The organism is Draconibacterium orientale (assembly GCF_900111425.1).
Lineage (GTDB): Bacteria > Bacteroidota > Bacteroidia > Bacteroidales > Prolixibacteraceae > Draconibacterium > Draconibacterium orientale.
In genome coordinates this window covers 13,190-39,495 of sequence record NZ_FOHT01000026.1, presented here as the reverse complement: position 1 = coordinate 39,495, position 26,306 = coordinate 13,190, and the positions used below count along the sequence as shown (strand labels likewise).

The following is a 26,306-nucleotide window of genomic DNA, read 5'->3' as shown; positions in this document are numbered from 1 at the left end:
ATGAAATTGATATGGAAAGCATCAGGTCTTCATCAAAAAATAGCTTACTCTATATATTTGAATATTTTACAGTTTTTATTGTAATTTTTTATGCAGGTAAAGCCAGTTTGTTTGTAGGTGCAATCGAGAGTTGGGCAAATCCAATCGGGTTAATGCTACCCATCTTAACATTTGGTGCGTTAGCCTTTATGAAAGGTATTCATTTTAACTACAAATTTATTTTATTAATATCTGGTTATATTATATATACAATTGCCTCCACAATTAAATTTGGAGCGATTCACCCCAGGTTTTTTGCTATATATTTAATCAAATTTATTTTTGCTTATATAATAATTGCAAGTTTACGTATTCGTTTTTTTCGAATTTATGAAGACCTGATCTATTACCTGTGTATTATAGCTCTTGTGTTTTGGACAATCCAAAATATTATTCCTGTCCCATTTATCGAATTTCTTCGCAATTTCGAATTTTCAACACAAGGACCAGTAAAGGGAAATGTGGACTTCAACACAATTGTTTATACAATTCCAAATTTTAAAGAAGTACCTAAAACAATTATGCATTTAGGAGGCATTCAAGTCTTCAGAAATGCCGGATTCGCATGGGAGCCAGGAGGATTCGCTACTTTTATAAACCTGGCAATTTTAATTAACCTGATACGAAACAACATGTCAATCAACTCAAACAAACATTTTTTTGTATTTGTATTTACTCTGATAACAACCTTCTCTACCACTGGATATTCAATTTTTATTATTATTATTCTCTTCTATATATATAATCAGCATTTGATTAAAATGGTCTGGATGGCTCCCATTGTTCTTATAGCAACAACACTAATCTTTACACTTCCATTTATGCGTGAAAAAATTACAGACGATCAAGGATATACAACAAAGGAACTTGTCTATTATTCTGCAAAATACGGGAATCAATATTCCACTCAACGATTTCAATCATTACAAATAGATTTTGTAGATTATTTGAATCATCCTATAATCGGGTATGGAGGGCACGAGGAAGCAAGATGGACCAACAACCTAGGGGCCCAAATATTTACAGTATCAGGCATTGGAAAAATTTTAGCCAGGTTTGGTACCATTGGCTTCATTTTCTTTCTCTTTAGTTTATGGCAATCAACAAAAGAGATATTAAAGTTATATAAATTAAAAGGCACTATCTTCCCAGTACTAATTATGTTTATGATCTCTATCAGTTACAGTCTGTTCACGATATTGTTCATGTGCATTTGGTTGTTCTATCTTCCTGGTATATTAAAGGTTGAGAATTATCGAAAACACATTCTCTCCTATGTATTAAAAACAATAGAGACTCAGAGCTCATAAGTTCAATATTAACACCGGCAATATCGTGTTCAAATAATTAATGAAGTACATAGCCAAATGAAGATATTTCTGCTTCTAAATCAACCCTACCCACACGGATTTGCATTAACAAAACGATTTCATTTATATGCAAAAGGATTTGTACATGAAGGGCATATCGCTAAAGTAATTCTGCCTGTACCAACTGAAGCGAATAATGTTTTAAATAATTCAAAAATCTCCGGAATATTTGAGAAAATACCTTTTGAATATACTTGTAACAATACAATACGAAGTAAACGATTTATTTTAAGGAGATGGCAAGATATTTTAGGATCGATTAAAGCAGGTTTAGTTTGTATACGAGAACTACCTGATGTGCTTATTATATCTGCTTTTCCAATCTATTTTTATCTATTTTTGAAAGTTATTTCTATTGTGACCGGAACCAAATTAATTCGCGAAAAAAATGAAGTGGATTTTTTGGATGAGAATGAAATATCTGAAAAGCAGATAAAACAAATAAACAGGAAAAACAGATTATTTCATGGTTTTATTGTAATAAATAGTCAATTACAAGATTACCTAAGAAATGATTTGAAATTAAAGACAAAGTCGCTTGTTGTACCAATTTTAATTCAAGATTTTAAAGCAGACAAACATCTTTCAACCACCCGTAACATCACATACACAGGAACTTACCTAGAGAGGAAGGATGGTATACTAACCATATTAAAGGCATTTTCAAAGCTTATACAAAAAAATCCTGATTTGAATCTGGTACTAACCGGGTCCCCTCAGAGGTCAAAAGATTATCATGCATTAAAAACTATTATAGAAAACCATAATTTAGAACGGAACATCTGTTTCCCAGGTTATTTATTAGAAACAGAATTGCAGGATATATTAATGTCTTCAAGTATGTTAATTCTTGCAAAACCGGAAAATCGGCAAAATAGATATAATTTCCCTACAAAAATTGGAGAATACTTGATTTCCGGCAGACCTGTTATCTCAACAAAAACAGGGATAATTGGAGATATTTTGAAAGATAGAGAAAATGTAGTGTTCACTGAATTTAGCGCAGAAAATATCTGCCAAAATATCGAATATATTCTAAACCATCCCAAGGAGGCAAATACCATAGGGAGTAATGGAAGAAAGTTTGCATTAGAAAACTTCGATTATCACACACACACACAACGAATGATTCGTTTCTTTAAAATGATACAATCATGCAAATAGCAATTCATGACAGATCCGGTAGTTTTAGTGACATATGGATTGAACACTGTATTGAGAATGGCATTCACTACAAAGAAGTTAATTGTTACAACTCCAATATTATTTCAGAGTTGAAAGACTGTGATGGCCTAATGTGGCACTGGGATTTAACCGATTATAAATCAAATTTAATGGCTCGCCAATTAACTCAATCGTTGGAAAGAATAAATATTAAAGTTTTTCCGGATGTAGATACCAGTTGGCATTATGATGATAAAGTTGGACAAAAATATTTACTAGAAGCTATTGGAGTACCACTCATTAATACTTATGTATTTTTTTCGAAAAAAGATGCTGATAACTGGCTATCAAGAACTACATTCCCAAAAGTTTTTAAATTAAGAAATGGGGCCGGGTCTTCAAATGTCAGGCTAGTGAAAGATAAGCCTGAGGCAGAAAGGATGATAAACATAGCCTTTGGGCAAGGTTTTTCACAAACCAACCCATTTGCACGGTTAAAGGAACGAATCTGGATGTTTCGTCGCGATAAAAATTTAACCTCAGCTCAAAGACTACTCACAGGTGTAGCCAGGATTTTCGTTAAAAATGAAATAGAAAAATATTCACAGAAAGAAAAAGGATATATCTATTTTCAGGATTTTATTCCTCAAAATGAATTTGATATTCGTTTGGTAATTGTGGGAACAAGATGTTTTGGACTTCGCAGATTCTGCAGAAAGGGCGATTTCAGAGCTTCTGGTAGTGGATTAAAAGATTATGATTACACAAAAATCGATACTGAATGCATTCGCATAGCATTTGAATCGGCCCAAAAACTAAATGCACAATCGGTTGCTTTTGATTTTATTAGTCATCAAGGAGAATATAAAATAATTGAACTGAGTTACGCATTTACGTCGCACCAATTTCCTGGTTTCTGGGATCAGAACCTAAACTGGCATAAAGGAAGCGTCAGTCCGCAAAAATTTATGATCGAAGATTTTGTGAATTCTCTGGTAAAAGTTCACAAGTTTGTATCGTGATCCTATTTCAGAAGCCAAATACATTCAATCAATGTCAGAAGTGGAATCAAACAAAATTGCTCTTTTCGTTTATAACCTGGAGCATGGCGGTGCTGAAAAGGTAAGTACGCTTCTATGTAACGAATTATTCAGCAGAAACTTTGAAGTAGAACTTTGGGTAATCAATTACCGGGAAACATCTTTAAGTAAGGAATTAAATAAACAGGTTCCAATTGTCAACCTAAACAAAAAACATACGCGGAATGCCTTTTTCCCTTTACTTAAAACGATTTGGAAAAGAAAACCCGAAAGCATTTTGGTATTTCATACTGAGTTGGCAATATTGGTTTTTCTGGTCAAAAAAATCTTCTTTATAAAAAGAAAAGTAATTGTAAGAAACATTAATACACTTTCGCATTTCTTTCAAAATTCGGGAAACGTATTAAGAAACTTTATTACCTCAAAACTTACAGAACTTGCACTAAAAGACTGTCATAAGATTGTAGCACAATCGAAAGGGATGTGCGAAGATTTGGTTAAATCATTTAACATAGACAGCAATAAAATTGAAACAATTTTTAATCCGGCTTTAACCATTGGTAGTATAACTAAAGACAATCATGAACAAAAAAAGCTTGAAAATGAATTTCTGTATGTAGGAAGATTAAATGCTCAAAAAGGACTTACGTATTTGTTACGGGCTTTCGCCATTGCATTAAGAACTAACTCCAACCTGCACTTGACCATTGTTGGAGAAGGGGAAGAAGAGCCCCAGTTAAAAACCTTAGTAAAGGAATTAGGTTTGACACTACAAGTATCCTTTGAAGGTTTTCAGACATCAACTATATCGTATTATTTAAGAGCAAAAGCAACCGTTTTAACCTCTCTTTTTGAAGGATTTCCTAATGTTCTGGTGGAATCGATTTCACTTGGAACACCCGTTATTGCATTTGATTGTCCAAGTGGTCCGAAAGATATAATTGTACAGGAAGTTAACGGAATTTTGGTTGAACACAAAAATATTATCGAATTTGCAAAGGCATTATTAAGAGTGGCAAACAACGATGTTATGTTCAAGAAAAGTAACATAATCGATTCTGCTAGCAAATTTTCAGTAGAATCTACTGTTACAAAATACGTAAAACTATTAACTGCTTAAACAAGCAAATTTTAGAGACATAACACACTTTTACGTATTTAACCTCAAGCAAACTAAAATCATTACAAAATGAAAGAAATAACTGTTATAGAACCATGCAATTTTGTCGACTTCCCTACCGGAGGCCAACTTACATTCGTACGAAATTTATTACATTCGTTTAACGGAGAGCTAAATCTTGTAGGCATTTCAACCGGGAAAGAAGAAATTGGATCATGGACCATAAAAGAAATAGATGGCAAAAAATATCGTTTTTTCCCATTCATGAAAGGAATAAGAAGGAAAAACAAACCATTAATTCCAATGCGCCTACAGGCGTACAACAGTCTTCGAAAATACCGATCAACAATTGCAGAAGGATGTAGTGAAATAATCGTAATACAAGCTCCGGAAGTACTGTTGGCATTAAATTCAAAGATCCAAGACAGAAAAATATGTTTTATATTCCCCGGGATCAAAAATCCATTAAATTATTCCAGGTATTTTTATGCAAAAATATTTGCCAGTGCATATGATAGCCTATTCTTGTCTCAGGTGGCTAGTGCCCACTGGATTTTAGCTGCTGCCGACAGTTTGGCTATAAAAGAACTAGAAATCAGAGGCAAGGGGTTTAACGGAAAATCTGTGATTCAATTCCCAACTAGAATTGATGAAAATATTTTTAAAAAAGTAAACAACAACAATTACAAAGAAACATTGAAAATCGCCAAAAGCACAAAAGTGATAGTTACCTGTGGCAGACTTGGATATTATAAGGGCTGGCAACTAATGATTGATGCTTATAAGCTTTTTCATGAGAGATATCCTAACTCAGTATTTTTTGTGATTGGTGACGGAGAAGACCATGAAAAAATTGTGCGTTACATTGAACTAAATGAGCTTGAAAACAATATTTTTCTTCCCGGATTTTTAAAAAATACCGAAATCTCCAAATACCTTAATATTGCCGATGTATTTATTATGGGTTCGTACACCGAAGGATGGTCAACCACATTACTTGAAGCTGCGTGTATTGGTGTGCCGTCAGTAGTTACCAATTTTAGCAGTTCGTATGATATCATTAAAAATGGAATTAATGGTTATGTCGTGGAAAACAGGAGTGTGATTGATTTCTCAGAGATGATGATTAAAGCTTTACAAATCGACAGAAGAGCATTGCCTGAAAAAAGAATGGAACAATTTACCTTAAAAACATTAAAATCAGATTTGGTTAAAATTATACAATAAATGAAGTATTCGATACTTACTAGTTCTATCATCTTCTATATCGTCAATAATGCACAAAAGTAAAATTCTTTTTATTCTGCATTTACCCCCACCTACCCACGGCTCATCAGTTGTTGGAAAGAATATTCAAAGAAGTACATTGATTAATGATACTTTCCATTGCAAATATGTAAATTTAAATACCTCAAAAAATACAACAGACATTGGCAAAAGGAGCATATATAAAGTATTTATATACATTTCTATTCTACTCCATACATTTTGGCATGCAGTTACATTTAGACCTCATTTGTGTTATTTTGCAATAACCATTAAAGGAATAGGCTTTTATAAAGACTCGTTGGTGGTCTTGCTTTTAAAACTATTTGGAATTAAGTTGGTTTTTCACCTTCATAATAAAGGAGTAACTTCCCGGCAACATAAATACTTTGACAATTTTTTATATAAAGTTATATTTAAGAATGTAACATTCGTACTCTTATCAGAATACTTATATCCGGATATTCAAAAATATGTTTCCCGAGATTCAGTTTACTATTGTCCCAATGGTATAGATTTCGAGCAACAAAACACCAATCACATAGTTGATAAATTTAATGAGGCAGAATATAGACCGAAAACTGTCAAAATTCTGTTTCTGTCAAATTTAATCGAAACAAAAGGTGTCTATGTATTGCTTGATGCTTGTAAAATATTACACAACCAAAGACTCAATTTTCGATGTACCTTCGTTGGTGGAGAAGGTGATATTACCCAACAAAAGATTTGTGAAAAAATTCGTTCACTTAATATGAACGGTAGTATCCAGTACCTGGGGAAAAAATACGGAAGAGAAAAAGAAACTATCTATTCAGAAACCGACATTTTCGCTTTCCCGACTTTTTATCACAACGAATGTTTTCCTTTAGTATTGTTAGAAGCAATGAAACATAGCCTGCCAGTTATTTCTACTACAGAAGGAGGAATAAGAAGTATCGTTATCGAAGGGAAAACAGGTTTTTTAGTAAAAAAGGGAAACCCCGAAGAACTCGCAAAAAAATTAAGAATACTAATTACAAATCCAACATTGCGACAAACTTTAGGATCGGCAGCTAGAATAAAGTTCGAACGAGAATATACAATTTCTAAATTCGAAACGAACCTGGTACAAATTTTAAAATCAATTCTCAACATTGATTAATTCTCTCCAATTTAATATTTCAAAAGTTATTTCATTTATAATACACTAGTAAACTGAGTAATACATAACAACAATAACAATATACAGTATGAAAAAAAGATATATTTTCTATTTGTGTGTTTCCAGCATTCTAATTCAAACAGCGTGCAGTAATACAAAAAATATCACGATGTTTCAAACGAATGTAGAAAAAGCAGATTACTTCCAAGTTCCTGGCGCAGCACCTGAGCATAAGATTAAACCCTATGACAATCTTTATTTAAGCATTTTAACCTTGGACTCAGAGGTCAATAAGTTATTTAATCCGAGTCTGGCAGGAAATGGGATTTATACTGGAACTCAGCAAATGTTTGGCGATCCCACGAGTAAATATATCAATGGTTACAGAGTATCAGCTGATTCAACTATAATCCTGCCTATTTTAGGGAAGATAAAGTTGGTTGACCTTACTCTTGACCAAGCTGAAGACAGAGTAATGAGACGTGCGCAGGAGTACTTGAAAGAACCGACCGTACAAGTAAAACTCTTAAACTTTAAGGTAAATATTAGCGGTGAAGTTAAAAATCCAGGGATTTATTACAATTATGAAGGAAGCCTGAACATACTTGACGCCCTCAGTGAAGCAAACGGATACACGGACTTTGCAGATTTATCAAATGTTACTGTTAAAAGACATAATGGCAATCGTATATATACCCATAAAGTTGATTTTACAAATAATAGTATTTATTCATCAAATGTATTTTATCTTCAACCGAATGATATGGTCTATATTCCTCCAAGTAAGCTAAAAAGAAGGAATGTTAACAGCGATACTTACTCAAAACTACTTGGTACTTTGTCTGTTTTGTTGGTAGCTGCCTCAATATTTGCACTCTAAAACACATCTGATATGGAAAAGTTAGAAGAAATTATTAACCTGATTGACTCACACGAGAAAAAAGAAACAAGAAATTTCTTTTTAAGATATTTGAAAAAATGGCCATGGTTTGTAGGATTTTGCGCACTTGGTTTAGTTTTAGGATACTTCCACTTTATAAATTCACCAAATAAATATCAAATTCAAAGCAGAATACTTGTGGTAAATGAAGAAAGCTCAATAAGTTCAGTTTTGTCATTTGATAATCCCATGAAGGGAATGGGTAAAAAAGCGAATATTGAAAACAAGATTGGAATTCTTCGTTCGTATACACTATATCGAAAAGCTCTACGAAACCTTGGTTGGGACTATTCGTGGTACCATAAAAGGTTATTGTATAATGCTGACCTATATCAAAGAGCGCCTTTTCATTTAGACATCTCTCCTACGGCACAAAATGCCCAGAACATTCCTCTGTACATAAAAGTTCTCAACGAGAATGAATTCGAAATTATCGGAAAAGGACAAACCAGCCAGAATGGTTATCCACAACAAATTGATATGGATCAAAGACATAAATTTGGAGACCCCTTTTTTAACGATCTTTTCAATTTCACAATAACAAATAAAAATGCAACAGTTGATGAAACTTATATACTAGTATTCAATAACGTTGATAAGCTAACAACTCAATATCTGAAAAGAACACAAATCAATCTGGAAGAAATAAATTCTGACCTTATCTCAATTATGATTGAAGGAGAAGTCAAACAACGCGAAGCTGATTTCATAAACGAACTAAACGATGTATTTATACAGTTTGGGATGGAAAATAAGAATCAAAACTCAGAACATTCGTTAGAGTTTATTGACTCACAGCTTTCCAGAATAAAAAAATCGTTAGGTGCAGCCGAAGAAAATTTCAGCAGCTATCGCAAAAACAATCAGGTTATGAACTTAGGTCAGGAAGCCCAAACCGTATATACAAAGTTGGAAGAAATAGAACAAGAACAATATTTAACTCAGTTGCAGATCGATTATTACAACGATTTACAACAATACCTTGATGATTCAAAAAAAATTGAACAGATGGTTAATCCTGCTGTCATTGGAATTACTAATACAAGTTTAAACAGTACGCTCGACAGATTAAAAGATTTATATAGTAGACGTGAGGTTCTTTCTTTTAGTGTTCAGGAAAAAAATCCATCATTAATACTTATTGAAAAGGAAATAAAAATTACACGCGATGGACTTGAAGAAACGCTCAAGAACCAATTAAAAGTGACAGAATCAAAAATGGAAAGTATGCAAGAGCGATACAATACTATCCAGTCAAGGCTTAAAAAACTCCCTGATACTGAAAAAAAATTAATTGGAATACAAAGAGAATTTGATTTAAATAATGAACTCTATACTTACATGCTTCAAAAAAAGGCTGAAGCCTCCATTTCTAAAGCATCTATCGCTTCCGAAATACAAATTATAGATAAAGCCATGGTTGAAGCTGCGGTACAAATTGGACCAACGCTGGTAAAAGACGTTGGTATAGGATTGTTTGGAGGCGCAGCAATTCCATTCATTTTTATCACTTTAATTGGCTTCTTCAATACAAAAATAGAAACCAGGGAAGAGATTGAGCACAATACCAGTACCCCAATACTAGAAGGTATTGTTAAACATAAATATAAAGTTAAGTTACCTGTCGTCCATCATCCCCGATCGGGAATTGCAGAGTGCTTCAGAGGTATTAAATCTAATCTTAACACAATCCTAGATCAATCAGGAACAAAGGTTATCGCCATACACTCACTAGTTCCGGGTGAAGGGAAATCATTTATTTCATCTAATTTATCAGCAATTCTTACAAAATCAGACAAAAAAGTTTTGCTCATTGGTGCAGATTTACATAAACCTACCTTACATCACTTCCTGAACAAGCAAGAAGCGATCGGATTGAGTAACTACCTTAAAAATGAAAAATCAATTGAAGATATAATTGAGCAAACAGACATATCTAACTTACATTTTATACAAGCTGGGCCAATTCCACCAAATCCGTCTGATCTTTTAGATTCGGTCAAATTTGAAAAATTAGTAGATAGTGTACAGCACAAGTATGATTACATCGTAATCGATAATGCCCCCTTGTTATTAGTTCCAGATGCTATTTTAACAAGCGGATTCTCAAATATCTCTCTTTTCGTTCTTCGCATTAACCATAGCCACAAAAACGAAATTAAGCAAATCAACAAAATTATTCAGTTCAATAGAATAAAACGTGCAGCAATTATAATAAACAATGCACCAGACAGAGGGTATGGTTATGGTAACAAGTATTGGAAAAAAGGCTATGGCGGTTACAAACACAAAATGAGTATTGCCTAAGTATTATGCTTAAAAACTACTAAACACTTAAAAACACAATTATTATGATTATTGCAGTAGATTTTGATGGAACAATTGTTGAACACAAATATCCATCCATTGGAAAAGAAATTCCGTATGCCATAGAAACGCTCAAACTATTTCAGGAGAAAGGCCATAAGTTAATCCTATGGACTTACAGAACTGGTACTGAACTTGATAAAGCAGTAGAGTTTTGCGGGGAAAAAGGACTGATATTTTATGCCGTTAACAGCAATTACGAAGGCGAAGAATACGATGAGACGATTAGTCGCAAAATTTATGCAGATCTATATATCGACGATCGGAACATTTTAGGTCTTCCTCAGTGGAAAAAACTTTACCGGTTGCTAACGGATGGAGAAAAAGTAAAGGATTATACAAAAAACTTCATCGCAAATTAGTTATTGCCGATTGTTCCACAATAACTTTTCCTCAACCACCAGACCATAATTTTATTAGCAAATATTTATTTACAGTCGAATAAATAAAATTCTTGAAGTTGACTATCCCCGTGGCAAAGCCAAGGGTATTACTCCAACTTCATTTCAGCTAAAATGCTGAAAACCGAATTTTCTTTATTTCCCCCTCTGACATCCGTCAATTGACGAATGCCATCTCCCCTCACCAGGGAAAAGAATGCGAAACCCTGAGGCAAAGCCACAGGGAATTATTCCGATTATAACTTAAAAAGACAATCGAATGAAACGAACATGAATTTTAGCTTTCAGGAATTCACCAGCGAGAATACCTAAAATTCATCGGGAGTTCCATCTGTTGCCTTACCATTTAAACAATTTGTAAACAGATGAAATACTTTAAAATAAATTTTGAGTTCGATCATCATAAATTCGAAGAAATAGTAATACTTACTTCTTTAACTGCCAAAGGCTATTGTTGTTTTATCGACAGCAATATACTAATTGAAGCACATAAAAAAAGAAATAATGCATTACTGGAGATTCTGAATGGATCAACCGTAAACTCTTGCGATGGAAGCTATATTGCAAAGTTAGCCTCGATATTTTACAACAAAAAGTTAAAGGCATATAATGGTCCGCAGTTTTTCAACAAGTTTGCCTATCATCCTGGCAACCACTGCATTGTTGGAAACACAGTAAGTGTATATCAAAAAATAAAGGATAAAGTTGAAAAGCAAAGCACTGCTTCGCAATTACACTATATTCCTGTTCCATATTTAGAAGCTGATCAATTTAACTACGAAGAAATTGCAAGGCAAATAAACAGTATTAAACCTGAACTTATTTGGGTGTCGTTAGGCGCACCAAAACAAGAAATATTTATGTCAAAACTACTTCCCTACTTAAATAAAGGTATGATGCTGGGAGTTGGGGCAGCTTTGAATTACTTTTCGGGAGATATTAAAGATATACCGAAGTGGGTCACCAAATTCAATCTAATTTGGTTATACCGCATCCTCACCGAACCCAAAAAACAACTTAAAAGAGTCGGTAAAATTATAAAACATTATCCCCGGATTATATTACTTGAAAAAAGTGAAGTTTAATTATACCGATATGCCTTTAGCACTTGCTTTCGATTATGGTAATACAATTAAAAATAATTTCGGAGTACAAGTTTCATTAAGTAAAGAATGGTAGACTTTTATTTCTGATTTGAAGAAATAAATCAGCCATAGTGCTATAAAATATCAAAACCTATGAATATTCTAATAACTGGTGCATTTGGTTTTGTTGGAACAAATCTTGCAAAATCAATAAAATCAGAATTAACAGCTCAACTTATTGCTTTAGATATATTTCAGCCGAAAAATCACGCGTACGACGAATTTATTTTTTGGGATGACCTAAATAAAAAAAAGAACGTAGAATTTGATGCCATTATACATTTGGCAGGAAAGGCTCACGATGTAAAAAATACGACAGATGAAGCTGCTTATTTTGAAATTAATGTGGAGCTAACGAAGCAGATTTTTGAATACTTCATACAGTCCAATACATCGAAATTCATTTTTTTCAGCTCAGTAAAAGCTGTTGCCGATGAGTTAAATGGAAATCATCTCGATGAATCAGAAATTCCGAATCCAAAGACGCCTTATGGCAAATCAAAACTGGCAGCTGAAAACTTTTTGTGTAGCCAAGAATTGCCAAAAAGTAAGAAGCTCTATATACTTCGGCCATGCATGATTCATGGCCCTGGGAATAAGGGTAATTTAAACCTGCTTTACAAGCAAGTTGCTAGCGGAATCCCATGGCCTTTGGGAAGTTATGATAATGAACGATCTTTTACATCCATTGATAATCTTGCATTTGTAATAAACTCATTGCTTGAAAAAGACATAAAGCCAGGAATCTATCAAATTGCGGATGATGAAGTTCTTTCAACCAATCGACTCATTGAACTTATTGCAAAATCAAAAGGAAGAAAGGCTCACATTTGGAACATAAATAAAAAGATAATTTACTCCCTAGCTAAATTAGGTGATACCATTCATTTACCTATCAATACTGAACGACTAAAAAAGTTAACTGATTCATACGTCGTTTCAAATGAAAAACTAAAAAAAGCATTACGTATCGATAAAATGCCAATGCAAGCAGAACAAGGTATTACAAAAACAATTTCATCATTCTAATTATCCTGAAATGATATATATTTTTACCTTCGTTGCACTTACCATTATTCTTTTGGGTTATATTAAAATTGCCAAAACTTTAAACATTGTAGATAGGCCCAATAATAGAAGTTCACATCAATATGTTACTGTTCGCGGTGGAGGTATAATTTTTCCAATTGCAGCAGTTTTATGGTATTTTTTTTATGGACAGATAGCCCCCTGGATTATTGTCGCATTATTAATTATAGCATTTATCAGTTTTATCGATGATATAATCCCACTAAAATCGAGTGGTAGAATGCTAGTTCATATAGTAGCTACAACTATTTTATTATGGCAAATACAGGTCTTCGATCTGCCATGGCATACGGTCATTTTAATATATATTCTGACTCTGGGATGGATTAACGCATTTAATTTCATGGATGGGATCAATGGAATTACAGGGATATACGGTTTGGTTTCATTATGCACATTTCTTTGGCTTAATCGATCCATTAACTTTATTTCTACAGAACTGCTGATAACAATGATTATATCTACCCTCGTTTTTCTATTCTTTAATTTTCGCCGACGTGCAAAGACATTTGCAGGTGATGTTGGCAGTGTAAGTTTGGCATTCCTGCTAGCCTGGTTTATGATCTCTTTAATTATAAGAACAGGAAGAGTTGAATATATTTTATTTTTTTGCGTTTATGGAATTGATTCGGTTGTAACCGTGCTTATGCGTTTGGCTCACCGTGAAAATATTTTCAAAGCGCACAGAACGCACTTGTATCAGTTTTTAAGTAACGAATATAAGTGGTCGCACACTAAAGTAGCCTTAATTTATGGACTAATACAGCTGACTATCAATATCACTGTCATCCTGTCAATTACAAACAACTGGATGAACTTCTTTGTACTTCTCTTTTCAATAATAGTACTTTCTGCAGCCTACCTGATTATACGCTACAAAATACAAAAAGCTATTAATTGGAAATACTCTTATTAGTTAGCAAATAAGTACCTATCAATATCGCTTTTATCTACTGTTTGAATAAATACTTGTTAACCTAAAATTTTTAAAATGAAAACATTTAAACGCTTCTTTACTCGTAATTATTTACCCCGTTGGGCAATTCTCTTGTTCGATGTAGGTATCGCGGCATTATCATGGTTTACAGCTTTTGTTTTGAGGCTTAATTTCAATTTGGTAGCTGTTGACCAAACGATTAATCCGTGGCATCTCTCCATTGTTTTACCCCTATTCATTTTGTGTTGCTGGAAAGCCAATTGCTATTCTGTTATACTTCGTCATACAACGATCAAGGATATAAAGAACATAATATTCTCGGTGCCATGCACCGGAGCCTCTCTTGCGGTTATATCGCTAACCATAAGAAAAATAGACGAATCTTCCTTTTTTAATATGCCCTTATCGGTAATCGTAATTTTTGTTCTTCTTGTTACCACATCTATGGTAATGTCGCGTTTGTTTGCAAAAATACTTTACCAACACTGGATACTTCATAAAAAGGATTCAGAAAATGTATTGATCTTTGGTACAGGAGAACTTGGTCAAACAACTCTCAATGCCCTCACCAACAACAATATGCAAATAAAAGCAATTGGATTTATAGATGAGAATGTATCCATTCAAAATAAGTTTTTGTCAGGTTATCCAATTTACTCTATAGATAAGGCGATAAAACATATCATTCCGAAAAATAATGTTACAGAAATAATTTTTGCCATTGAAAAATCGGAATTATCCTATCAAAGAAAAAGACAAATAACCGATCAATTCTTACAACATCATCTTTTGATCAAAGAAGTACCTCCTTTGGAATCATGGATTAATGGCAAACTTCATGCAAACGAAATTCATACCATTAAAATTGAAGATTTATTAGGACGAAACTCCATTCAGTTAGATCGAATAAAAATTAAAAATGGATTAAAAAATTCTGTTGTTCTGGTAACCGGGGCAGCCGGTTCAATCGGTTCAGAAATAGTACGCCAACTTATTGGTTTTGGGGTTCGGAGAGTTATTTTATTAGATAAAGCAGAATCGGATCTTTATAATCTGCAACAGGAAATAATTGCAAATTATCCCAACACAAACTTTGAAGTTATTGTTGGTGATGTAACGAATGCAATTAAAATGCGCAGAATTTTTAAAGAGTATTCTCCTACAATTGTATTTAGTGCTGCTGCTTATAAACATGTTCCCTTAATGGAAAAATACCCAAGCGAAGCAATTCATATTAACGTGGGAGGGAATAAACTAATGGCTGATCTTTCTGCAGAATTCGGTGTTGAAAAATTCGTACTGATTTCAACCGACAAAGCCGTTAATCCAACAAACGTAATGGGAGCAACCAAACGTTTGAGTGAAATGTATATTCAAGCACTGGCGCAATCAGTAAAATTTAAAACTCAGTTCATTATTACACGGTTCGGAAACGTTCTTGGATCAAACGGATCGGTTGTGCCATTATTTAAAAAGCAGATTGAAAAAGGCGGTCCGGTAACAATCACCCACGAAAAAATCACACGTTATTTCATGACAATTCCGGAAGCCTGCCAACTGGTACTTGAAGCAGGATTTATTGGCAAAGGTGGAGAGATATTTGTTTTCGATATGGGTGAACCTGTTAAAATAATTGATCTGGCCAGAAAAATGATCTCTCTTTCAGGATTCGTTCCTGATGAAGACATCAAGATAAAAATTACAGGATTACGCCCGGGTGAAAAACTTTACGAAGAGTTGCTTGATGACAAAGAAGAAAAACTCTCACATACCCATAATAGCAAGATAATGATAGGAAAAGACAGAACCCAGGATCTTGCCAACTTGAATCATGCCATCATTGGATTGTTAAATTCAATTGAAACAATGAGTCATCAAGAGATTGTAGATGAACTCATGCGTATAATTCCTGAATATGTTTCCATGAATTCATATTACAACAAAACTAAAGAGTCCGATGTATTTATGAAGTTTGATCAAATTTACAACAACAAAAAGAAATTACACCCGGTTAAATCGATGAGGAAAAATGGTCGCAAACCAATCTCGATTCAACACAAAAATCATTAGTCCTTAAAAAATCACAATATGAAAAAAGTAGCACTTATTACAGGAATTACAGGTCAGGATGGTGCCTATTTAGCTGAATACCTTATAAAAAAAGGTTATATCGTACATGGTATCAAACGAAGAGCCTCCATGTTTAATACCGAGCGTATTGATCATATTTATCAGGATCCGCAATTAGATAACCGGAACCTTATTTTACATTATGGAGATTTAACCGATAGCTTGAACCTGACTCGAATAATACAAGAGGTACAGCCCGATGAAATATACAACCTGGCAGCAATGAGTCATGTACAAGTAAGTTTCGATACGCCAGAATACACCGCCAATGCCGATGGAGTTGGCACCTTGCGTATTCTCGAGGCAATTCGATTACTCAACCTGGTTGAAAAAACAAAAATTTACCAGGCTTCAACCTCAGAATTATATGGTCTTGTTCAAGAAGTTCCACAAACAGAAAAAACACCCTTTTATCCACGATCACCATATGGTATTGCAAAATTATATGCTTATTGGATTACTGTAAATTATCGCGAAGCATATAAGCTCCACGCATCTAATGGTATATTGTTTAATCATGAATCGCCAATTCGGGGCGAAACATTCGTAACCCGAAAAATCACCCGGGCTATGGCACGTGTAGCCCTCGGTATGCAAGAGACAATTTTCCTTGGAAATTTATCGGCAAAACGAGATTGGGGCCATGCAAAAGATTACATTAAAGCGATGCATCTCATTCTTCAACAAGATAAACCTGATGATTATGTTATAGCCACTGGAATTACAACATCAATACGCGATTTTGTAATCATGGCCGGCAAAGAAATTGGACTGGAAATTACTTTTACAGGAAAAGGTGTTGAGGAAAAAGGATATATTTCGGATATAGATGAGACGATTTTTACTTCGCGGGTTGGCCTTGAATATCTTTCCCATATTAAAGATCGAATTAAGAAGAATAATTCGGGGATGAACAATAATTTTACTCCTGTTATTTCTGTTGATCCGAGTTATTTCAGGCCAACAGAAGTTGATTTACTGGTTGGCGATGCTTCCAAGGCAAGAAATATACTAGGCTGGAAACCAGAATACGATTTAAAGGCTCTCATCTCAGAAATGATACATTCAGACATTAAATTAATGCTGAAAGATGCATACCTAAGAAAAGGCGGATACCGAACTTTAAACTATTTCGAATGATGTAAAAAGAGAGACTATCCTATATAACGATAGTCCCTCTTTTTCCTAATATCTTGAAAAATTAACAAACACTGATGAATCGTTTATTAAAAATTATGATCCATTATTTTTAATAACTCTTCGTGTTCAAATTCAGCATTTTTCAAAAGAGCTCTCAATATTTTATTCTGAGATTTTAAATCATCTGCACCGAGATTGCTTTTTTCGAATATCCGAATGATATCAGTGGCACCATATTTTTGACGCCAACTATGCAACAACGCGCTATCAATCCCTATATCAGCGGCAACGCTATCCACATCATTTCTGATGTACGATAGTAGAACTGCCTCTTCTATTAACTCTTTGTCATACATTGTCCATTCTGATTTAGCATACATGAGATTAATTCTTAATGAGCTTATTCGTTTTTACGAAGTCACCTACAACAGTTTTTATAAAATATATACCTGCTGGATAACTACTAATATCCAATCTTTCAAGTGTTGATTGTACCTCCCGACTTTGCAACTGTTTACCGTTAATATCCAAAAGCAACAATTGTGCTCCACTCTCCGGAATTTGAGAGAATCTGACATTCACATTATTTGTAGCCGGGTTGGGATACATATCAATAGAAAAAGATACATTTTCATCATCAAGAAGCTGATTTTCAAACCTTATAAAAACACTTGAATGCATGGTGTATGTTAATTCACCATTCACAACTGAAAGATTAAAATCTTTTACTTCATTGGTTTCAGAATCCCAAAATTTCAGTTCAATGTTATTGTCTTCTGTAAAGCCGTTATTCTCGCCTATATCAGTGGATGAAGCATTAATACTTACTGCTTTATTTCTCAAATCAGAAGCAGTTATAGTAATTGCACCAACACAAATGTCGCCATCATAGGCTGCAATTTCGTCTCCAATCGATAAATGAGAGTCATCAAATCCGAATAAATTTATATTCATATGATTTGAGCCATTTCCATGAAATTCAGGTTGAAAATACACTGTTTCAATATTATCATCTACATAAACAGATTTTTCGTATAAATTTCCAATCGTTAGAACAACATCTGAATTAACCTGAACCTGGTAACCTTGTCCAACATTAAAATTACCGATACCATTTAGCCAACCTATTTCAGTTCCCCAGTATTCTATTGAATTTCCTTTTTGATCCTGCACTTTTTCCAGAGCCCCGGCATCAATTAAAGGCTGAATAACCTGCATTGCATCAACAGATCCATTATATGGAAAAGAAATAAGGTTTGATCCGGCTTTAAGGTTTATACTCATTGGCAAACTAACCTGGGATCCCGTAATTTCAATGCTACAAGCTGATTTTACACGAATACGGTAACCTTCCGTTTGTTTCATATCGCCAATATTATTTATCCAGGTGCTACGAATTTTCTCATAGGTTTTACCTTCTTCATTCTGCACCTTAAAAAGATCTTTACTCTCAACCAAAACACTACTAATTACTTCTATGTTCGGATCATCAGGCACAACTGCAGCGGAAAAAATATTCCATCCCAGTTCAAGCTGTATCGTTTGAGTAATAATTGGTTCTTCATAAACATAACTGATTTCGACTACTGAAGTACCTCTCGACTTAAATTTACCAGAAATTATCCATTCGGGTAAATCATCGTGGTAAATAACATGGTTAGCAACTTTTTCAACCTGTTCTTTTGAATCCCAAATCTTAAATATTACATCATTTCCATCAGTAAACCCATTTAAATCTTCGGTTGCCTGCGAAGCAGATATGAAAACATAGGAATTTTCGTCGTCAATATTTATGCTGCTTGTCAAAACCACAGAACCAACACATATGTCATTATCAAAAACTGCTATTTCATCACCAATGCCAAGTTCAATACTGTCAACAAGAGCCTTGGTAACAACAAAAGTCATATGATCCTGACCATTCTCTCCATCCCAAACAGGAACGAAATGTCTGGTATCTTCTTCTACAATCAAATGTGTTGTTATGGTGCTGTCACAACCAAAAATGGTAGTTAAATTACGAACATATTCGCCCGAAGTGGTCCAACCGTTATAATCTTCGCCTGCCTGGATAACGATATCTTCGACTATATCATAAACCGGATTAACGGTTAAATAGGTAGTTACAATACTGTCGCCACCAGTAATACTTTGCAGTACTCTTGGGTATTCGCCTGCGGAGGTTAAGCCTTCATACGATTCACCTTCGCAAATAGAAATTTCTTCCGTGGAATATACTGTTTCATGAGCAGATTTTTCTTCAACACTCAGAACAGTGGTTATAGTGCTGTCGCATCCCAAAACTGTAGTTAAGTTACGAATATATTCCCCTGAAGCAGTCCAGCCATTATAATCTTCTCCTGCCTGGATAACAATATTTTCAACTATATCATAAACCGGATTAACGGTTAAATAGGTAGTTACAATACTGTCGCCACCGGTAATACTTTTTAGTACTCTTTGGTATTCGCCTGCGGATGTCCAGTTGTTATACGATTCACCTTCGCAGATAGAAATTTCTTCGGTCGTATAAATTGGGTTTTCTTCAACACTGAGAACAGTTGTTATAGTGCTATCACAACCAAAAATGGTAGTTAAATTACGAACATGCTCCCCTGAAGCAGTCCAGCCATTATAATCTTCTCCTGCCTGGATAACAATATTTTCAACTATATCATAAACTGGATTAACAGATAAATTTGTTGTTACAATACTATCTCCTCCAACAGCACTTTGCAGAACCGTTTGGTATTCGCCTGCGGATGTCCAGCCTTTGTATGACTCGCCTTCGCAAATTGAAATGTCTTCTGTTGTGTAAACGGTATCAATCTTATTAACTATAGAATTATAGATTTCTTCAATTTCAGAGCTTGTTAATCCATAGTTGTATACTCTAACTTCATCGATATATCCGGTGTATAACAAAATAGGTTCAATTCTGTCTCTTCCTGCCCCAATAAGTAAGTTGTATCCTTCTCCTGACTCGATAGTACCATTTCCAGACACCGCGAAAATTTCCTCAGCATCAAGATAAATTATTTTTTCTGTGCCATTATAAGTTACCGCTAATTGGTGCCAATCTCCATCCCACAATTTATCAACATTGTCGATGGTAGACCAAGATGAAGTAGTGCCTGTTGTTTTAAATGCAACAGTTTTCGTATCAGGCTTTATATATAATGCAAAAGTATCATCATTCGGGCCACCGTGCATTATTAATCCCTGATAATCACCAGACATAGCAGGCTGTTTTATCCAGGTACTCATTGTTATTCCATCAATTACATTGGTGGAAAAACATTGTCCTAAATTAATATAACCATTTCCGAGAAATTGTAATCCCTGTCCTTTTACTCCCTCAACTCTTAGCTCTTCATTAAAAATAATACCATCATTTGCTCCTTTTGAATCAATTACAGAGGCCCCAGACGTTTCTTCAAAGCGGTATTCAGAATAAGTAGTACTATTATCCAACGTAATTAATGTAGTCGCACTAGAAGATGTAGAAATATTTCCAGTTGCATCTTTTACCCATGCATAAAGCTTATTCTCACCACTCTTACTAAAAACATATACTTCTGGGTTCGACGTCGTCCAGTTACTATCGTCCATTATCGGCTCGTCAGATGAGGTACTCAGCAGATAACTTACGACATTTCCATCAGTAGAAAAAGAAGTAATTGGAACTGTTAAAGACGACGAGGAAGGTGGCAGTGTAAATGATGTAATAGAAGGCAAGATGTCCCCATCCGGAATGTTAGTATTGACACCCGAAATGTTCATTGTAATTATAGCTGAAGCAGATAATGACTCTGTAGCATTATCTGTTACAGAAACAACTAACTGAATTGATTTATCATTTGTTTCGTAAATTGATGAAGCAGCATAAATAATTCCCGTTGTTGCGTCGATATAAAATAGGCCATCCTCATTACCACCCTGAATATCGTATGTGAGCGTCTGTCCATCATTCGGATCACTTGCAATTACCTGTGCAAGAAACTCATTAATTTGTTTATCACCTATAAATCCAAAAGATTGATCATAAATCTCAGGGGTAGTATTAATATCACTTGTAGATGATGTTTTAATTAAAATTACTCCTGTAAATGGCTCTAAACTAACATTATTAGTTACTATTTCCCCATCCAAATTACGGTACTTCGTACTGCCTAGAGAAATAGTTTTTGTTTGTTTTGTATCATTGTAGAGCAATTCCTCTGTTTCTCCATCATTCAGAATGGAGATATCTATTGTCGAATTTCCATCCTGTTTCGATACACTTTTCCAACCAGCAAAATCAGCATAAGTACTTATTTCTTTAAATATTTTTGCGGAATTGTAGTGACTAACATATTTATTGTAATCAAAAGAAGTATTAACACTGTTTCTTTTTACTAACAATTGGTTTGGTTCATATTCATCCTCATCTAATACATAAATAATATTATTGTTAATTGAATTAGCCCCATGCTCTTTGTTAATCTGAATACCATATCTTGCATCTAGTACTGTGTTATTTTTAACAACTGTAGATGCATTATCGTGTAAAAATATACCTGAATTTGAACAATGTGCAACCACATTATTTTCGACAATAACCTCTTCGGCACTTTCATCTATATATATTCCCTCACCATAAGCCCTGCTTGCTGTATAGCCATATCTGCTACCTGTAACATTTAATACAATGTTATTTTTAACTACAGATCCATTTGGTCCTGGACTCGTACGAAAACTTGTATAAATTCCACCACCATCACCTTTTATCTTACAAGCACCATCAATAAAATTATATTGAATGCTATTGTTTGGTCTAGCAAAATATATCCCGTGATACCCTATATCGGTGAGTCGATTGTATTGCACAGTGTTTCCTCCATCAATACCTGCCATAAAAATACCTCCTCCTTCTGCATGGTCTCCTGTCCCTGAAATTCCAAGTTCATCAAATACTGCAATTTGTGATATGGTATTATCCGATATCAACGAGTTCATCATTCTTAAATAAAGTGCAAAGTGATTCGAACCAATTATAGTATTATTGGTAATTGTATTATTTGAAGAGTGAGAATTATCATATATTCCATAGGCGTCTGCATTCAATATATCGTTATTATTTACTGTCAATTCATCACAATTGTTGACGTAAATCCCAGTTTCCGCAAATTGGGTTATATTCAAATTCTCAATGGTTAGATTATTAATTCCATTAGCATAAAATCCATTTTTATAAACAGAACCTTTAACAGTATAATTGTCTGGAGAATCGCCATTTGGCATCCACACATAAACGGTTTTTGAGGATGCATCGTAATACCATTCTCCTGCTTGATCTAAAAACTCCAATTTATTCATTAACAAGAATCCCCGGTCAACCCCCAAGTCACCTGCAGGCGCACTATTTAATATAATTGTTTTTGAGTTTGAAGAAGATACTGTTGTTGTTGGCGTAAAATATACAGAAGTTCGGCCAAACCATGTAGCACCTGCATAATTTACTCCTCCATCTAGTTCGTTAGAAGTAAAAGTTGTCGATCCCTGTACCGAATTAATAAATAGGTAGCCGCTATTTGGATAGCGTGCCACTTTCAATTTTGAATCTCCAACAAATAATTGGTTGATTGAAGAATTAAAGGTAGCTTTATAAATATTCCCCGAATGTTTTGTCCAACCTGTAATTGCTTCAGAACCATAAATCTTTGGTTTCTCACCTGATCCATAAGCTCCATAAACAATTGGACTTCCTGCACTTCCCGATGAAGTTACAGTAATAGTTCCTGACCACTCATCACCTCTTTTAAATAAGATTTGGTCGCCCGGACTAAAAGAAGTGCTACTAACCTTTGCCAAAGTTTTCCATGGCTGGCTTTCGCTGGTTCCAGTATTTGCATCATCTCCTGATGCACTTACATAATACACTGTTGCATTACCAATATTTACCAGCAATACAAAGAATAACACAAAAAGATACCTTGTACCTTTCTTTACATTTAGTTTTCTTCCCTCGAATCTTTTAACACTCTTGTTAAAATCCCACATACTAAAATAATTCACGATAATTTGTACTAGCGTCCACATTTTATTAACAACTTAAATAGGTTTGTAAATTCTCTACAAATATATTCCAAATGCAAAGCAAAAAATAAGTTGTTCTCAATGTGAATGCTCCATCGCAATTACCTGGCATAGAATATGGATTTCATTAATTATATGTTAATATACACAATTTTAAGCAGATTTCTTAATGATTATTTGAATTTTCTAATTAGCATTTTTCCGGATTAATAGAAATTATTTACCTCTGTTATTTTATTCACTAACAATTTATGATGTCCCCTTATTCTTAATGCTATTGTTAGTAATTAGAATTTTCTAAATATAGAACCGCCTTACAAGAAGCCCGTATCTAGGCAATCTATACTCAACTTAACAAAATGTTTCAAATAAAAAAATTGTCAATTTTTGTAATTTATAATGTTTCTAAATAAAGTATTGCTAAATTCTCAGATTATTTGAATTTCGCATGATATTTAGCCTTGCACATTGCTGATTTCGCCTCAGTATTTTTAGTTTTTCACATAAGTATTTTTTGAAAATTAACTGTTCGGGCTCGGTTTCTAATGTGTGCGCAACGTAAGGCGTGTTCATCAATAGTTTTCCGGCAAAAACCACAAGTTCTGCTGTTGATTTTTCGCTGTGTTGTTGCAGTTCTGCAAGAATGTGTTTGCAAATTGCTTCGTCAGCATTATTGCTACCATGCTGGGCAAGAAGGATTGAAAAGCTAAAAAGCAGCGCGCCGGCCAGCAGAAAAATTCTCTTGTTCATTCTTGATATATTTTTTTGATTATCCGTTCCATGTCATAATTAATATTTAGCACGTCATGCTGAACTTGTTTCAGCATCTCTCGCATTTAATAATCAGTTGTTTGTAAGAAAGACCCTGAAACAAGTTCAGGGTGACGTTCTGGTTGTGACCAATTGCGGACATTCAATTTTGAAAATTAATTAAGTTTTGAACCTGCGAAATTCATGCTTTATACTTAGTCTTCAAACAATTGTTATTTTTGAGATGAATTTTGCACTAAAAAATATAACACTACACAAAGCATATCGAATTAATTTAAATGGGAGACTTGAAAAATACCTGTTTTGTTTGTAAAGAGCCGATCACTACTGAGAATTCAGAATTGAATACTACCGTTAATTTACCGGTTTGCATGAAATGTAAAGGAACCGATACTGAGAAAAAGGCAGAAAAAGAGGCACTCGATAGCCTGGCAGATGGCTTTGTTTGTGGCTGTATATAAAAAAACCGCGATTACTCGCGGCTCCCTTAAAATTGCTTTCTATGAAATAAAATTTGCTGCTTAATTCAAAAGATGCGTATAACCATCGTTAATCAGGTCGGGCAAATAACTTGCAATTAAACCCAGCGCAGTTTCATCGTCAACTTTATTAGGAGTAATAATACGTTGGCGCTCCATTTCTTCCTGACTAATAACGGCCCTTGCAATTCTTTTTGGCACATCGCTCCAGGCTTTTCTGGTTTCTTTAGCTCCAAATCCTTCGCTGGTTGCCGCATAGCTTACCTGAAAATGTTTTGAATGCACAACATATTCAACGCCTTCAAGCGTCGTACGTTTTACAACTGTAACAGGATCTTCCTCGGCACTGTAACTTACCGTCCAAAGTGCTTTCACCGATTTTCCCATGTAAAGATTATCGACTTCTTTAATTTCAAACGATTTGAATTGAGTACGCACTCCGGTTGCTGATGCACTAACAGAAACGAATAAGGTTGCTAAAACCAATACGGATAATAAATTAACTTTTTTCATGACTCTAAATTTTTGTTTTCTGACTGTAATTGTTTTCGTAATTATTTGTATTAAAGAGACGCACGAATTACATTTTGGTGACATCCAAAAGCCTTGCTGTAAAACAGATTCCGTTCACAGAAAAAGGTTGCTTTTTACATACTGATAGTCTCAACCCCAATACATATTCAATTTGAAAACAAAAGGTGATTTTTATTTACATTTTTTATAATATTAAAAAAATGCAACTACATCAACTCTGAGGGCTAATTAAAATCTGTCCACGAACGACAGATTTAATCGACGAATAGTTTATGATTCTATTATGTTTTTTACCCTCCCAAACAGTAAAAACAAAAAGCCACCCGTAAAACGGATGGCTTCGAATTAAAATTGCTTTTATTCTATTTATTGCGATTAATTGAGTAAGTGCGTATATCCATCATTTAAAAGATCGGGCAGGTAACTTGCAATAAGCCCTAAAGCCATTTTGTCATCCACCTTGTTTGGCGAAATAATTTCTTGATTTTTTAATTCGGTTTGATTAATAACTGCATTGTTGATTTTGCTATCTACATTACACCATGATTTTCGAACTTGTTTTGCACCAAAACCTGATGCATTAGCCACGTAACGAACTGAAAAGAACTCTGCGCTTACCACATATTCTGTTCCTTCGATTGTATTTCGTTTAACAACAGTAACCGGTTTTTCTGATTTGTCGTAGCTCAAGGTCCAAATTGCATCTACCTTTTTGCCCATGTGCAAATCATCAACAAGGGTAAATTCAAACTCATTAAATTCAGTACGTATTCCGGTGGCATTGGCTACAGATGTGGCCATGGTAAAAAATGTTACAATTGCGATTATAAAATTTACTTTTCTCATGACATTAAAATTTAAGGTTCAACTCTAAACTTTGTTATTGTTTAATTTTCGTGCAAATGACGTATATTTTTTAATGCTGCAACAAGAAAAATGAATGCTCTAAAACACATTTCAAACACCATTAAAACATTGAAAATAAAAGACTTTAAGCACAAGTCATTTTTCCCTTACACTCTGAACTTTAAAATTTGAAAAACGGATTAAAAATTGACAGAAAACCATATTTCTGCTTACACTTTTAAAAACTGAAAAAGTTTATATTTACATACTAAAAGTGCAGATTTTATCAGAATTCCCCGCGAAACACCG

At 34.2% G+C, this 26,306-nt stretch carries 20 protein-coding genes; 15 read left to right on the top strand and 5 right to left on the bottom strand.

Annotation, left to right across the window (positions count from 1 at the left end; translation table 11 throughout):
* Positions 1-11: 11 nt before the first annotated feature.
* From BMW53_RS14340 to gmd, 14 genes are all read left to right on the top strand, one after another.
* Positions 12-1,349, top strand: coding sequence for a hypothetical protein (locus BMW53_RS14340; protein ID WP_038561870.1), 1,338 nt, complete (start codon positions 12-14; stop codon positions 1,347-1,349).
* A 57-nt stretch (positions 1,350-1,406) separates the two neighbouring features.
* Positions 1,407-2,573, top strand: a complete 1,167-nt coding sequence (locus tag BMW53_RS14335) for a glycosyltransferase family 4 protein (RefSeq protein ID WP_038561867.1) — start codon at positions 1,407-1,409, stop codon at positions 2,571-2,573.
* Complete coding sequence (locus tag BMW53_RS14330; protein WP_038561864.1) at positions 2,564-3,595, top strand: ATP-grasp domain-containing protein; 1,032 nt, start codon at positions 2,564-2,566, stop codon at positions 3,593-3,595. Before BMW53_RS14335 ends, BMW53_RS14330 begins: the two co-directional genes overlap by 10 nt.
* A gap of 31 nt (positions 3,596-3,626) precedes the next feature.
* The gene (locus BMW53_RS14325; protein ID WP_038565323.1) at positions 3,627-4,733 is read left to right on the top strand and encodes a glycosyltransferase; all 1,107 of its coding nucleotides are present in this window, start codon (positions 3,627-3,629) and stop codon (positions 4,731-4,733) included.
* A gap of 69 nt (positions 4,734-4,802) precedes the next feature.
* A complete protein-coding gene (locus BMW53_RS14320; RefSeq protein WP_038561861.1) occupies positions 4,803-5,960 on the top strand; it encodes a glycosyltransferase in 1,158 nt (385 codons plus the stop codon).
* A 49-nt stretch (positions 5,961-6,009) separates the two neighbouring features.
* Entirely contained in the window at positions 6,010-7,140 is a 1,131-nt protein-coding gene (locus BMW53_RS14315) for a glycosyltransferase family 4 protein (RefSeq protein ID WP_038561858.1), read from the top strand.
* 88 nt (positions 7,141-7,228) lie between these two features.
* The gene (locus BMW53_RS14310) at positions 7,229-8,020 is read left to right on the top strand and encodes a polysaccharide biosynthesis/export family protein (protein WP_074780840.1); all 792 of its coding nucleotides are present in this window, start codon (positions 7,229-7,231) and stop codon (positions 8,018-8,020) included.
* Between the two features lie 12 nt (positions 8,021-8,032).
* Positions 8,033-10,387 (top strand): GumC family protein, encoded by a 2,355-nt coding sequence (locus tag BMW53_RS14305; RefSeq protein WP_038561855.1) that lies wholly within the window; start codon positions 8,033-8,035, stop codon positions 10,385-10,387.
* Between the two features lie 44 nt (positions 10,388-10,431).
* Positions 10,432-10,809: a BT0820 family HAD-type phosphatase gene (locus BMW53_RS14300; protein ID WP_051568002.1), complete on the top strand. Its 378-nt coding sequence runs from the start codon at positions 10,432-10,434 to the stop codon at positions 10,807-10,809.
* A gap of 404 nt (positions 10,810-11,213) precedes the next feature.
* Entirely contained in the window at positions 11,214-11,933 is a 720-nt protein-coding gene (locus BMW53_RS14295; RefSeq protein ID WP_051568001.1) for a WecB/TagA/CpsF family glycosyltransferase, read from the top strand.
* A gap of 153 nt (positions 11,934-12,086) precedes the next feature.
* Entirely contained in the window at positions 12,087-13,022 is a 936-nt protein-coding gene (locus BMW53_RS14290; RefSeq protein ID WP_074780837.1) for an NAD-dependent epimerase/dehydratase family protein, read from the top strand.
* Positions 13,023-13,032: 10 nt separating this feature from the next.
* Entirely contained in the window at positions 13,033-13,998 is a 966-nt protein-coding gene (locus BMW53_RS14285; RefSeq protein WP_074780833.1) for an MraY family glycosyltransferase, read from the top strand.
* A gap of 75 nt (positions 13,999-14,073) precedes the next feature.
* Positions 14,074-16,089, top strand: coding sequence for a polysaccharide biosynthesis protein (locus BMW53_RS14280; RefSeq protein ID WP_074780830.1), 2,016 nt, complete (start codon positions 14,074-14,076; stop codon positions 16,087-16,089).
* Positions 16,090-16,107: 18 nt separating this feature from the next.
* Positions 16,108-17,289 carry a GDP-mannose 4,6-dehydratase gene (gene gmd / locus BMW53_RS14275; protein WP_038561853.1) on the top strand — a complete coding sequence of 394 codons (1,182 nt, stop codon included), beginning with the start codon at positions 16,108-16,110 and terminating at the stop codon, positions 17,287-17,289.
* An 86-nt stretch (positions 17,290-17,375) separates the two neighbouring features.
* On the opposite strand, the gene BMW53_RS14270 is transcribed toward gmd, so the two are convergent.
* From BMW53_RS14270 to BMW53_RS14260, 3 genes are all read right to left on the bottom strand, one after another.
* Positions 17,376-17,645 (bottom strand): hypothetical protein, encoded by a 270-nt coding sequence (locus BMW53_RS14270; protein ID WP_139178181.1) that lies wholly within the window; start codon positions 17,643-17,645, stop codon positions 17,376-17,378.
* Between the two features lie 28 nt (positions 17,646-17,673).
* A complete protein-coding gene (locus BMW53_RS14265) occupies positions 17,674-23,370 on the bottom strand; it encodes a LamG-like jellyroll fold domain-containing protein (protein WP_081804898.1) in 5,697 nt (1,898 codons plus the stop codon).
* A gap of 417 nt (positions 23,371-23,787) precedes the next feature.
* A complete protein-coding gene (locus BMW53_RS14260) occupies positions 23,788-24,117 on the bottom strand; it encodes a hypothetical protein (RefSeq protein WP_038561845.1) in 330 nt (109 codons plus the stop codon).
* A 299-nt stretch (positions 24,118-24,416) separates the two neighbouring features.
* Here BMW53_RS14260 and BMW53_RS14255 point away from each other — a divergent pair, with 299 nt between their 5' ends.
* Positions 24,417-24,599 carry a hypothetical protein gene (locus BMW53_RS14255; RefSeq protein WP_038561842.1) on the top strand — a complete coding sequence of 61 codons (183 nt, stop codon included), beginning with the start codon at positions 24,417-24,419 and terminating at the stop codon, positions 24,597-24,599.
* A 60-nt stretch (positions 24,600-24,659) separates the two neighbouring features.
* Here BMW53_RS14255 and BMW53_RS14250 read toward each other — a convergent pair whose 3' ends face one another.
* Complete coding sequence (locus BMW53_RS14250) at positions 24,660-25,130, bottom strand: hypothetical protein (protein WP_038561840.1); 471 nt, start codon at positions 25,128-25,130, stop codon at positions 24,660-24,662.
* Between the two features lie 396 nt (positions 25,131-25,526).
* Entirely contained in the window at positions 25,527-25,997 is a 471-nt protein-coding gene (locus tag BMW53_RS14245) for a hypothetical protein (RefSeq protein WP_038561837.1), read from the bottom strand.
* Positions 25,998-26,306: the final 309 nt, after the last annotated feature.

Coding starts and splice junctions, on each gene's coding strand:
- BMW53_RS14340 (WP_038561870.1), top strand. CDS start 12: ATGGAAAGCATCAGGTCTTCATCAAAAAATAGCTTACTCTATATATTT.
- BMW53_RS14335 (WP_038561867.1), top strand. CDS start 1,407: ATGAAGATATTTCTGCTTCTAAATCAACCCTACCCACACGGATTTGCA.
- BMW53_RS14330 (WP_038561864.1), top strand. CDS start 2,564: ATGCAAATAGCAATTCATGACAGATCCGGTAGTTTTAGTGACATATGG.
- BMW53_RS14325 (WP_038565323.1), top strand. CDS start 3,627: ATGTCAGAAGTGGAATCAAACAAAATTGCTCTTTTCGTTTATAACCTG.
- BMW53_RS14320 (WP_038561861.1), top strand. CDS start 4,803: ATGAAAGAAATAACTGTTATAGAACCATGCAATTTTGTCGACTTCCCT.
- BMW53_RS14315 (WP_038561858.1), top strand. CDS start 6,010: ATGCACAAAAGTAAAATTCTTTTTATTCTGCATTTACCCCCACCTACC.
- BMW53_RS14310 (WP_074780840.1), top strand. CDS start 7,229: ATGAAAAAAAGATATATTTTCTATTTGTGTGTTTCCAGCATTCTAATT.
- BMW53_RS14305 (WP_038561855.1), top strand. CDS start 8,033: ATGGAAAAGTTAGAAGAAATTATTAACCTGATTGACTCACACGAGAAA.
- BMW53_RS14300 (WP_051568002.1), top strand. CDS start 10,432: ATGATTATTGCAGTAGATTTTGATGGAACAATTGTTGAACACAAATAT.
- BMW53_RS14295 (WP_051568001.1), top strand. CDS start 11,214: ATGAAATACTTTAAAATAAATTTTGAGTTCGATCATCATAAATTCGAA.
- BMW53_RS14290 (WP_074780837.1), top strand. CDS start 12,087: ATGAATATTCTAATAACTGGTGCATTTGGTTTTGTTGGAACAAATCTT.
- BMW53_RS14285 (WP_074780833.1), top strand. CDS start 13,033: ATGATATATATTTTTACCTTCGTTGCACTTACCATTATTCTTTTGGGT.
- BMW53_RS14280 (WP_074780830.1), top strand. CDS start 14,074: ATGAAAACATTTAAACGCTTCTTTACTCGTAATTATTTACCCCGTTGG.
- gmd (WP_038561853.1), top strand. CDS start 16,108: ATGAAAAAAGTAGCACTTATTACAGGAATTACAGGTCAGGATGGTGCC.
- BMW53_RS14270 (WP_139178181.1), bottom strand. CDS start 17,645: ATGTATGACAAAGAGTTAATAGAAGAGGCAGTTCTACTATCGTACATC.
- BMW53_RS14265 (WP_081804898.1), bottom strand. CDS start 23,370: ATGTGGACGCTAGTACAAATTATCGTGAATTATTTTAGTATGTGGGAT.
- BMW53_RS14260 (WP_038561845.1), bottom strand. CDS start 24,117: ATGAACAAGAGAATTTTTCTGCTGGCCGGCGCGCTGCTTTTTAGCTTT.
- BMW53_RS14255 (WP_038561842.1), top strand. CDS start 24,417: ATGGGAGACTTGAAAAATACCTGTTTTGTTTGTAAAGAGCCGATCACT.
- BMW53_RS14250 (WP_038561840.1), bottom strand. CDS start 25,130: ATGAAAAAAGTTAATTTATTATCCGTATTGGTTTTAGCAACCTTATTC.
- BMW53_RS14245 (WP_038561837.1), bottom strand. CDS start 25,997: ATGAGAAAAGTAAATTTTATAATCGCAATTGTAACATTTTTTACCATG.